Consider the following 10,741-nt stretch of genomic DNA (forward strand, 5'->3'; position numbering starts at 1 on the left):
ACGACAAACCGTCCTCACCGACCGACCACCGCTCGGCGCCGTCGCAGATAGCACAGCGCGCTCGCTGTGATGACCAGCGGCCACAGCAGGTACCAGCCCGTCATGACGAGGAGGGTGGCGACCGCGACGAGTGCGAGAAGCGCGCAGTGGTGCGCCAGGCCGCCTCGGGGCAGGAGCCGTAGAGCGGCGGCCGTGCCCAGGGTGTACACGGTCACGAACGCCCCGGTGGTGAGCAGCACGAGCGGCTGTGGCCCCACGCCGGCGACCGCGGTGGCGGCGAGGGCGAGGCCCGAGAGGCCCGTCACGACCCCCAGGCTGCGGCGTGGCACCTCGCCGACGCTGCCGCCCTGGTCGAGCCAGGCGGGCAGCGCGCCGTCGCGACCGAGTGCGGCGCCCAGTCTGGCCGCGCTGGCGAAGTAGGCGTTCATCGTGCCGAGGGTGAGCAGCACGGCGGCGGTCGCGGCCAGCACATGCACCGTGCCGCCGATGCCGAGGGCGAGCAGTTCGGCCAGCGGGGCGTCGGATGAGCCGGCGGCCTGGCCCAGCACCAGGACGCTGGTGGCGGCGACCGCGAGGTACAGCACGCCCACGACGGCGACCGCGATGGCGGTGGCGCGGGGCAGGTCGCGTGACGGGCGGCGGAAGTCGGCGGCGAGGTGGGTGATGGCCTCCCAGCCCGCGAAACTCCACACCAGCAGTGCCGCGGCCGAGCCGATCGCGGGCCAGCCGTGCGGCGCGAACGGATGCAGGTTCCGCAGGCGGGCGTGCGGCAGCGCGGACACCACCGCAGTCAGCAACAGCGCCACGAGCAGGACGGCGAGCGCGAGTTGCAGACGGCCTGAGACCGTCAGACCGAATCCGTTGGCCACGGCCACCACGACCAGCAGCACCGCGGCCGTGGCCAGCACCGTGCGCCGGCCGCCGCCGAACGCGCCCGCGACATACGCACCGGCGAACATGCCCGCAGCGGGAGCGCCCGCGGGTACGGCGAAGTAGAAACACCAGCCGACCACCGCCGCCGCCCGCGCGCCGAAGGCATGCCGAACGTACGTGGACACACCGCCGCCGTCCGGGTAGCGGGCGCCGAGCGCCGCGAACGTGGCCGCGAGCGGCACCGACAACAGCACCAGCCCGAGCCAGGCGAGCAGTGAGGCGGGCCCAGCCGCCCGGGTGGCCAGCGCCGGAAGGGCGATCACACCGGTGCCGAGCACCGCGCCGACGTACAGCGCGGTCCCCTGCCAGACGGTCAGACTCCCGGCGGCCCGAGCCGGCAGGTCCACCGGGGCCGGAGCCCTGGTCATGCGGAGGTCTTCCCGGTCCGGCGGAAGTCCATGGTCCAGTTGGTCTCCCAGCTCCGCCCGCCGTCGGTGGAGAAGGCCTGCTCCCAGTGAGCCGTCGCCGACGTGACGTGCGACCAGATGAAACGGCACCGCACGGGGGTGCCCTCGTGCGCGTCGTCCCCGTGGAACTCGCCCCTGCCGCGCGCGTCGAACCGGCCCACCACAGGCGGTCGCAGCAGTCCCGTACGGCTGCTCACCCAGTTCAGCGACCACTCCTCGCGCCCGGGGTCGTACAGGCGCAGCGTCAGGCCGGTGAAGCCCTTGGTCGGGAAGCTGATCTCGTCGAGGTTCGCGGCCCCGCCGAACAGGGTGCCGTGACAGACCACGGTGGCCGGAAACTCGTCCCACTCGGCGATTCCGGTCAGCGGTGCCACCAGCCTCCGGTTCGTCACGTCCCAGGTGCCCACCAGGAAGTCGAAGTCCCCGACACCGGGCTCGCGGGTGGTTGCGTCGCTCATCTGCTCATGTCCTTTGCCGTGTCCGTCCGTGCGCGGGGCGCACGCCCGGCCGGGAAAGTAGCCCGGCTTCCCTGACAATCCATGTCAGTGGAGTGCGGCAGACTTCCGTCATGCGTGCGAGCCGACTGCTGTCCGTCCTGTTGCTGCTCCAGACCCGCGGCCGGATGACCGCCCAGCAGCTGGCCGACGAGCTGGAGGTGTCCGTCCGGACGGTGTACCGGGACATGGAGTCGCTCTCCGCGGCCGGAGTCCCGCTCTACGGCGACCCCGGTCACGACGGCGGCTACCGACTGCTTGACGGTTTCCGCACCCGCCTGACCGGACTGACCCGGGACGAGGCGGAGGCACTCTCCCTGGCCGGACTGCCCGGACCGGCCGCGGACCTCGGGCTCGGGACCGTACTCGCCACCGCCCAGCTCAAGCTGGCGGCCGCCCTGCCCGAGGAACTGCGCGACCGCACCGGTGAGATACGGCAGCGGTTCCACCTGGACCCCTCCGGCTGGTACGCCGAAGCGGATCCGACCCCGCACCTGGCCGCCGTCACCGACGCGGTGTGGCGACAGCGCCGCATCCACGTCCGCTACCGGCGGTGGACGGCGCCCCAGGAGGTGACCCGGACGCTGGACCCCTACGGGCTGGTGCTCAAGTCGGGCCGCTGGTACCTGGTGGCGGCCAGGCCGGCAGGCGTCCGTACCTACCGCGTCTCCCAGATCCTGCGGACCCAGGTGCTGCAGGACCGCTTCGAGCGCCCCCAGGACTTCGACCTGGCCGCACACTGGCGGACCTACCTGGCCGACTTCGACGCCCGCCGACTCCAGGGCGAAGCGGTCGTACGACTGACTCCACGGATCCTGACGAAGCTGCCCGACCTCATGGAACCGGCAGTGGCACGCGCCGCCCAGGACAGCGCCGGGCCACCGGGTCCCGACGGACGGGTTCAGGTCGTCGTGCCCATCGAGTCCGCGGAACACGCCGTCGGCATGCTGCTGCGCCTGGGAGCGGAGGCGGAGGTCGTGGCGCCCGCCGGATTGCGGGCCCAGATGACACAGACGATCAACGCCTTGGCCGACACCTACCGCCACCCGCCCACCGCGCCATGAAGGCCCGCAGCCCGGCTTCCGTTCGGTGGACAATCACGGAGTCTGCCCTAGACTACTCATCCAGAGATGGAAAATCGGTCTAAGAACTCGTGGAGGGACTGCCCGTGGACGAGGCGGCACACGGTCCCGTCAAGGGCGGCTCCACCGAGGCGGACGAGCACCTCATCCGTGAGGCCGAGAAGATCGCCGTAGCGTTGGGGCGCATGTTCCCGGGCCTGTGCGAGGTGGTGCTGCACGACCTGCGGGATCCGGAGCATGCGATCCGGGCGATCGAGAACGACCTCTCCGGCCGCCAGGTCGGGGACTCCGCCACGGAGCTGGGCCTGGCCCGCATCGAAGACCCCGACTATCCCAGCGTCATTCAGAATTACCCCAACCAGTTCCCGGACGGCCGCCCCGCGAAGAGCACGTCCATCGGCATCAAGAACGCCGCGGGGGAGTACATCGCGGCTCTCTGCCTGAACCTGGACGTGTCCGTGCTGTCGCCGGTGACCCTCACCCTGGCCAACCTGGTGGCCACGGACACCGAGCACCGCGAGCAGCCCCTGGAGACCCTGCGGGACCGCACCGCGCGCGAGCTGCGTCAGGCGGTGGAGACGCATGCCGCGGAGCGCGCCGCGACTCCCCGTTCGCTGAGCCGGGAGGACAAGAAGGCGCTCGTACGGCAGTTGCAGCGGGACGGCTACTTCGACTCGCGCGACGCCGCACAGACCATCGCGGACCTGCTGGGCGTCTCCCGGGCGACCGTCTACAACTATGCCAAGTAGGGGCAAATTTCTGTGAATCCTCTTGTGAACACCCAGGAGAGCACCGCTCCTTCGGCCCCGGCACGAACCCTGGCCGATCCGGACACTCCGTTCGCCGTCGTCGACGCCCACACGATGCGGCGGAACATCGCACGCCTCAGGGCCAGGGCCGACCGTCTCGCGGTCACCCTGCGCCCGCACGTCAAGACCGCCAAGAGCCTCGACGCCGCCGCCCTCCTGCACTCCGGCACGCCGTGTCCGGTCACCGTCTCCACCCTGGCGGAGGCCGAGGCGTTCGCCGACGGCGGCTACACCGACATCACGTACGCCGTCGGCATCGACCCGCACAAACTCCCGCGCGTCATCGCGCTGTTGCGCCGCGGCGTCGCCCTGCGCATCCTGCTCGACAGCGTCGACCAGGCGTCGTCCGTCGCCGAAGCCTCCCGCCGGGCGGGCACCGCCCTCCCCACCCAGATCGAGATCGACTGCGACGGCCACCGCGGCGGCCTCAAGCCCGGCGACCCCGCTCTCCTCGCCACCGGCCGCCTGCTGCACGACGCAGGCTGTCTGGACGGCGTCCTGACCCACGCCGGAGAGTCCTACTTCGCCCACACCGCCGAGGAACAGCGCCTCGCGGCGAAGAACGAACGCGACACCGCCGTCGCCGCAGCCGAGCGGCTGCGGGCGGCCGGCCTGCCCGTGAACGTCGTCAGCGTGGGCTCGACCCCCACCGCGCACGCCGCCGAGGACCTCACCGGCGTCACCGAACTGCGCGCGGGGAACTACGTCTTCTTCGACCTGGTCATGGCCGGTCTCGGTGTCTGCCGGGTCGAGGACATCGCCCTGTCGGTGGTCGTGACCGTCATCGGTCACCGCCCCGAGTACGGGTGGATCATGACCGACGGTGGCTGGATGGCCATGTCGCGCGACCGCGGGACGGCCGCGCAGGCCCAGGACCAGGGCTACGGCCTGGTCACCGACCTCGCCGGCACCCTCGTCCCGGGCCTGGTCATGACGGCCGCGAGCCAGGAGCACGGCACGCTCACGGCCCGCGACGGCGCCGACCTGCCCGACCTGCCGGTCGGCACCCGCCTGCGCATCCTGCCCAATCACGCGTGCGCCACCGCGGCCCAGCACCGTGGCTACCACGTCGTCGACGGCACCCACCACACCGACCGTGTCCCCGCGATCGAGACGTTCTGGGAACGTGTCACCGGCTGGTGAGCACCAGCCCCCGGGAAATTCGATGTCAGAGGCGCCGTCGGCTCCGCTAGCGTCGGCCCTGTGACTCCAGCAGATCTCGCGGCCGTCATCTCCGACGGCATCCACACGGCCATCCAGTCCGGACGCATCTCGGCTCAGGTGCCCGAAGAGATCCGCGTGGAGCGCCCCCGGCACCGCGGCCACGGTGACTACTCGACCAACGTCGCCCTGCAACTCGCCAAGTCCGCGGGCATGCCCGCCCGCGCCGTCGCCGACATACTGGCGCCACTGTTGAGCGCGGCCCCCGGAGTGGCGAAGGCCGAGGTCGCGGGCCCCGGGTTTCTCAACATCACGCTGGAGACCGCGGCGATCGGCGCCCTGGCCCGGGACATCGTCCTGGCCGGCGACGCCTACGGCCGCACCGACCGGCTGGGCGGCCTGCGGCTCAACCTGGAGTTCGTCTCCGCCAACCCCACCGGCCCGGTGCACATCGGCGGAGCCCGCTGGGCGGTCGTGGGCGACGTCCTCGCCCGGCTGCTCGAGGCCGCGGGCGCGGACGTGTCGCGGGAGTACTACTTCAACGACGCCGGCGTGCAGATCGACCGCTTCGTCCGCTCCCTGCTCGCCGCCGCGCAGGGCCTGCCGGTGCCCGAAGACGGCTACAGCGGCGCGTACATCCAGGAGATCGCGGACGCCGTGCTGCAGCACCACCCCGGCGCCCTGGACCTGCCGGACAGCGAGTCCTCCGCCGTGTTCCGGGCGGTGGGCACGGAGCTGATGTTCGACGAGATCAAGACGTCACTCACCGCGTTCGGAACCCACTTCGGCACCTACTTCAACGAGAAGGACCTGCACGACCGGGGCGACCTGGACGCCGCCGTCACCCGGCTGCGCCACGGCGGCCACGTCTACGAGTCCGACGACGCGGCCTGGCTGCGCACCACGGACTTCGGTGACGACAAGGACCGGGTGCTGGTGAAGAGCGACGGTTCCTGGACGTACTTCACCGCGGACTGCGCGTACTACTTGAACAAACGGTCCCGGGGCTTCGAGCGGGTCGTCATCATGCTCGGCGCCGACCACGCCGGCTATGTCGGCCGGATGCGGGCCATGGCGGCCTGTTTCGGCGACGACCCGGACCGGCATCTGGAGATCCTGATCGGCCAACTGGTCAATCTCGTCAGGGACGGCAGGCCGGTCCGGATGAGCAAGCGTGCGGGTACGGTCCTCACCCTCGACGACCTGACCGACGCGGTCGGCGTCGACGCCGCCCGGTACGCGCTGGCGCGGGCCAGTGTGGACGCGATGATCGACCTCGACATCGACCTGCTGACCCGGCAGTCGAACGACAACCCGGTCTACTACGTGCAGTACGCCCACACCCGGCCCTGCGCCGTACTGCGCAAGGCGAAGGAAGCCGGGATCGACAAGGGCGCCCCGGAGGAATTCGACCCGGCCCTCCTCACCCACGGACGCGAGGTGGACCTGCTGCGCATGCTGGCCGAGTTCCCGCAGGTCGTGACCACGGCGGCCACACTGCGCGAACCACACCGGGTGGCGTACTACCTGGAGGCGCTGGCCGGCACGTACCACCGCTTCTACGACGCATGCCGGGTCCTGCCGCGGGCCGGCGAGACCCCGGACGACCGTACCCGGGCCCGGCTGTGGCTGACGGAGGCCGCCAGGCTGGTGCTGCACAACGGGCTGCGCCTGCTGGGCGTGTCGGCACCGGAACGGATGTGAGCCCCCCCGGTTCGCAGGCCGGCACGCCGGAAGGCCGGGACGGAATCCGCCGTGTGGGTGATGGCCGCGCGCGAGGTCGAGGCGGTGCGCACCGCGTCCGCGTCGAACCGCGACGGGATCCTCAGCACGCGCACCGGCTTCACCTAGTGGAGGTCCGACAGTTCGCGGCGCGGAAGCGGGCAGCCCTCGCCGCTCATCGTTCACCGGTGTCGACCACGTGTCGGCCTGCTCCGGTGCTGAGGGTGCTGGTCCGTGGTGTGGGGCCGGCACCACCGCCGCCGAGGTGATCGACTGCGTCGAACACCACGATTTCCCGAGCACGCCGTGCCGGGCTGACCAGCGGTGAGACCACTACCGTTGGGCTGTATGAGCATGTGGCTGCCGCTGTCCGCGGTCCCCAGGCTGGCCGGCGCGGTGGTCGTCGGAGGGGCGGTCGGTGCGGTCGTCGGCGTGACGGCAGGCCCGCCACTGGGGATCTTGTCCGGAGCCGCGGTGACGGGAGTCGTCTTCGTCGTGGCGGGCTGGCTGGTGCTCTGGCCGATGGACGCCACGGCGACCCACCGCAACGCCCGGCGTGAGGACCTGCGGCCCGTCGCCGAGGAACTGGTCGTGGTGGCCGTCTCGCTGGGCGGACTGGTCGGGATCGTACTGTTGCTCCTCCTGAACGGTTCCAGGACGGGTCATGCCGCGGCCGTGACCGCGCTCGTCGGTGTGTTCCTGGCATGGGCGGCGCTGCACCTGATGTACGCCACCCGCTACGCCCACCTGTACTACGACGCCTCCCCCGGCGGCATCGACTTCAACTCCGACCAGCCACCCACGTACAGAGACTTCCTCTACTTCAGCTACAACCTCGGCATGACCTACCAGGTGTCCGACACCGACGTCTCCAGCCCCGCGATCCGTGCGATGGTGCTTCGGCACACGCTGCTGTCCTACGTGTTCGGCACCGGCATCCTGGCCACCACCCTGAACCTGGTCGCGAGCATGGTGAGCAGCTGATCGACCGCGGGCGACGACGCTCGGTCGTACCGGGCTCTACGACCGGTTCGGGGGACGCCTGTGTGGTGGTTCCACGACATGCGCGCACTGCCCGCACAGTGGCTACTCCCCGGTGATCCCTGCGACGGCGCCCCGTGCCTCGTCGAGCTGGAAGCCGAGATAGGTCCAGGACACTCCCGGGCGGCCGTGCGGGGTCCTCCCGCTGGGCGTGGTGGAGGACGTCCAGGCCGTTGCTGCAGGCGAGGTCGATCGTCTCCTGCGCGGTGACGGGGAACATGCGCCGGCTAGAGTCGAGGTTCATCGAGATCGTTCGCACAGACAACCGCTGTGCTGTTGCGCTCCAGCACGGACATACTGCGGGCATGGAATTCTTCTGCTACCACCGCGATCGGCGAGGCTCGCTGGCGCTGCGCATGGAGCTCCTGGAAGCACACTGGTCCTACATGGACCGGTTCGACAAAGGGATGATCGCCCGCGGTCCGACCCTCACCGGTGACGGCGAAGTGCCCACCGGCAGCGTGCACATCGTCGACCTGCCCGATCCCGCAGCCGCCCGCGCATTCGCCTTCGACGAGCCCGGGTACCAGGCCGGTGTGTACCGTGACGTGCTGCTGCGCCGATGGCGCAACATGCTGGGGCGCACCATGTGGGACTTCCCCGGCGGGCGGACCGGCGGCCGGCGGTACCTCGTGCTCGGCCTCGGCCAGGGACAGGCCGCCGACCTCGCCGTACCCCCGGACCGGAACGAGCTGATCGCATACGGACCGCTGCTGTCCGACGACGGCAACATCTGGCTGGGTACGGCAGCCCTGCTCCGGGCCCCGGACCCGGACACGGCACGTGCCGTGCTGACCGTGGACCGGTATGCCGAGATCGAGGTCCACAACTGGCAGTTCGGCGGTCGGCAGTCGTGAACCGCCGCTGAGGCGGTGACCACCGACCGCAGCGCCTGCAACCGTTGGAGGGCACACCGATCAGGAGCCACCGTTTTCTCTGCGTGACGACTGCGACGTGAGCGGCTGTCAGAAGGACGGAAGTCTTTGCCCCGGCCGATGCGTTTCTTGGGCTGGACACGGCATGACGGTCCGCCGGCGTACATGTTCCACCTCTCGGATGTCGGTGCACGACGCGCACCCGTTCGCCGGCTCGACACAGTCCGAGGAGAAACCATGTCCCGACGTCCGGCCCACCCCGCACGTTCCGTCACGGCGGCTGCGGCCGCGCTGGCCGCGGTCGGTGCGCTCACCGCTGCGGCCGCGCCCGGCTCCGCGCACCCGCACCCGGCTGCCCGGCATGTCCTGCTGCTGTCCGTCGACGGTCTGCACCAGACCGACCTGGCCTGGTACATCGTCCGTCACCCTCATTCGGCGCTCGCCGGGCTCGCCGCCGGCGGCGTGCAGTACACCCACGCGGCGACCACCAACCGTTCCTAGTCAGTGGGCAGGAGTGAGTCTTGGACCCACGCCTGGTCACTGCGGACACCCCGAACGGTTTTGGATGTCCTGGTCGCCCGCGTACTCGCCGCGTCCGGCGGCACGGATCGTGTCCGTGGTCCGGGGATGCGGGGGCGGGGTTCCTCACGCCCAGGGGCACGTCGGTCGGCCTGGACGGTCCGATGCCCGTGCGCATCCCTCTGGTGTGCACGGGGCGGTGTCGTCCGCCGCCGGATCGGGTGCCCCTGGGCGCGTCGTCCGATCGCGATGCTCGCCGCATCGTGCCGGGTCGTCTTACGGGTGGGGCCGGCCATCGGCTTTTGCCAGTGCTGGGCGCCCCACCTGCTGGTGTAGGCCGGGTCCACGGCGATGATCGCGATACCGGTGGCGTCGGCCATGGAGGTCAGCCGGGCGCGGAGCCTACCGGTCGGCATGCCGGAGATGAGCTGCCGGAATCGGCGGTTGCGCCCGTGCTTCTCTCTGCTCTTCTCGGCCTGGAAGTCGAGGTCTTCGACCGCGATGGCCTTGACGCCGCAGCTCTTGGCCCAGTTCAGCAGCCTTGTGAGAGCGTGCCGTACCTGGGCGTCGCGGTGCTGGGCGGTGCCGGACAGGTCATAGAAGATCCGGCGCGGCCGGCCGATCGGGTTGCCGTGTGTGTCCAGGCGCCATGCGGCGAGGTGGTCGGCATTGGTGTCCACGCCGATCACGCCATCGGCGAGGGCGGCTTGGAGTGGGGTGGTCCTGGTGGGAGGGATCTGCCAGGAGGCGTCCACGTACCAGCGCCCGCGCCCCGTGTCGTAGTGGATGCGGTAGGCCACGGCCCGGTTCGCCTCCACGCGGTCGGCCCACTCCTGCCCCCGGTGAGAAAACCGCGCCCGCGCGGCGAGGATGTACCGGCCGTGCTTGGCGTTCGCCAGGTCGGCGAGCGGGGCCGGGAGCTTGAGCGACACTTCGCCCTCAGGCGTGATGCGGATCGTCTCGTTGCCGAACCTTTTCCCCGACTCGCCGTCCGCCTGGAGGAACCAGCGCCCGGCTTCCCACCGCTCACGCCACTCGGCCTGGGTGAGCTGTGCCTTGTCGAGGTTGTGGCGGGTGCCCAGCAGACGTTTGCCGCCGCGCACGACATGCACCCGGCCCGCTTCCCGCTCGGCCCGAACCTTCTCGAGCCGGTCCTCCAGCACATGCAGCCGCCGCGTCTTGTGGAACCACTCGTGCGCGCAGCGGTAGCCGCCCGGAGCCCGCTTGGTGCCCTTCTCCCCGACCGGCAGCGACAGCCGGTGCCGGATCGTCGTGATACCGGCCTCGAGGGACAGCACGTGTGCGGCCTGGCCGCGCCGGGCGAGTGCCCACTGCTCATGCGTGGCCTTCGTGATCGACCCGGCCCACCTGGACGACGACTTCGCCGTCAGGTCCCTCTTACGGGCCGCCCATGACTCGGTGGAGTGCTCCAGGCCGTCCCTGCAACGCGCTGTGAGGTCCTTCGAGGCGAGCGAGCCCAGGTACGCCCCCACCAAGCGCAGAACCCTCTCATCCTCATCCTCGGGCGTGAGGCCCCCCAACCGGGCACGGATCGCCACACCGGACGGGCCGAGAGCCACGAACGGCGCGGCGATCGGGCGGAGGTCAGCCATGTTCGGCGGCCTCCAGTGCCTTGCGGGCGCGGTTCTTCGCCGACCTGCGCCCGTACAGGCGGGCGCAGAACGAGGTCAGCACCTC

General features: G+C 71.0%; 10 protein-coding genes and 1 pseudogene. 7 read left to right on the plus strand and 4 right to left on the minus strand.

Annotation, left to right across the window (positions count from 1 at the left end; genetic code table 11):
* Positions 1-14: 14 nt before the first annotated feature.
* Together AB0M27_RS34725 and AB0M27_RS34730 are read right to left on the minus strand one after the other, a co-directional pair.
* Positions 15-1,301, minus strand: coding sequence for an amino acid permease (locus tag AB0M27_RS34725; protein WP_365727787.1), 1,287 nt, complete (start codon positions 1,299-1,301; stop codon positions 15-17).
* Entirely contained in the window at positions 1,298-1,798 is a 501-nt protein-coding gene (locus tag AB0M27_RS34730; protein WP_365727789.1) for a hypothetical protein, read from the minus strand. The genes AB0M27_RS34725 and AB0M27_RS34730 overlap by 4 nt, the downstream gene beginning before the upstream one ends.
* A 110-nt stretch (positions 1,799-1,908) precedes the next feature.
* Between AB0M27_RS34730 and AB0M27_RS34735 the strand changes: the two genes are divergently transcribed.
* The 7 genes from AB0M27_RS34735 to AB0M27_RS34765 all read left to right on the plus strand — a co-directional run bounded on the left by AB0M27_RS34735 (position 1,909) and on the right by AB0M27_RS34765 (position 9,025).
* Positions 1,909-2,898, plus strand: coding sequence for a YafY family protein (locus tag AB0M27_RS34735; RefSeq protein ID WP_365727791.1), 990 nt, complete (start codon positions 1,909-1,911; stop codon positions 2,896-2,898).
* Positions 2,899-2,996: 98 nt separating this feature from the next.
* On the plus strand, positions 2,997-3,665 hold the full coding sequence (locus AB0M27_RS34740; protein ID WP_365727812.1) for a PAS domain-containing protein: 669 nt from the start codon (positions 2,997-2,999) through the stop codon (positions 3,663-3,665).
* Between the two features lie 12 nt (positions 3,666-3,677).
* On the plus strand, positions 3,678-4,868 hold the full coding sequence (locus tag AB0M27_RS34745; RefSeq protein ID WP_365727793.1) for a DSD1 family PLP-dependent enzyme: 1,191 nt from the start codon (positions 3,678-3,680) through the stop codon (positions 4,866-4,868).
* A gap of 60 nt (positions 4,869-4,928) precedes the next feature.
* Positions 4,929-6,590, plus strand: coding sequence for an arginine--tRNA ligase (argS, locus tag AB0M27_RS34750; protein WP_365727795.1), 1,662 nt, complete (start codon positions 4,929-4,931; stop codon positions 6,588-6,590).
* A 366-nt stretch (positions 6,591-6,956) separates the two neighbouring features.
* Complete coding sequence (locus AB0M27_RS34755) at positions 6,957-7,592, plus strand: DUF1345 domain-containing protein (protein WP_365727798.1); 636 nt, start codon at positions 6,957-6,959, stop codon at positions 7,590-7,592.
* A gap of 362 nt (positions 7,593-7,954) precedes the next feature.
* Positions 7,955-8,506 carry a YciI family protein gene (locus AB0M27_RS34760; RefSeq protein WP_365727800.1) on the plus strand — a complete coding sequence of 184 codons (552 nt, stop codon included), beginning with the start codon at positions 7,955-7,957 and terminating at the stop codon, positions 8,504-8,506.
* A 255-nt stretch (positions 8,507-8,761) separates the two neighbouring features.
* Complete coding sequence (locus AB0M27_RS34765) at positions 8,762-9,025, plus strand: hypothetical protein (protein WP_365727802.1); 264 nt, start codon at positions 8,762-8,764, stop codon at positions 9,023-9,025.
* Here the strand turns inward: AB0M27_RS34765 and AB0M27_RS34770 are convergent.
* Both AB0M27_RS34770 and AB0M27_RS34775 read right to left on the minus strand, forming a co-directional pair.
* Complete coding sequence (locus tag AB0M27_RS34770) at positions 9,022-10,656, minus strand: IS200/IS605 family accessory protein TnpB-related protein (protein ID WP_365727804.1); 1,635 nt, start codon at positions 10,654-10,656, stop codon at positions 9,022-9,024. The two genes, AB0M27_RS34765 and AB0M27_RS34770, sit on opposite strands and share 4 nt — an antisense overlap.
* Positions 10,649-10,741 (minus strand): annotated as a pseudogene (locus tag AB0M27_RS34775) (IS607 family transposase); the annotation flags it as partial. The gene AB0M27_RS34770 and the pseudogene AB0M27_RS34775, both read right to left, overlap by 8 nt.

Origin of the sequence: Streptomyces sp. NPDC052107, from assembly GCF_040680215.1 — a bacterium.
Taxonomy (GTDB): Bacteria; Actinomycetota; Actinomycetes; order Streptomycetales; family Streptomycetaceae; genus Streptomyces.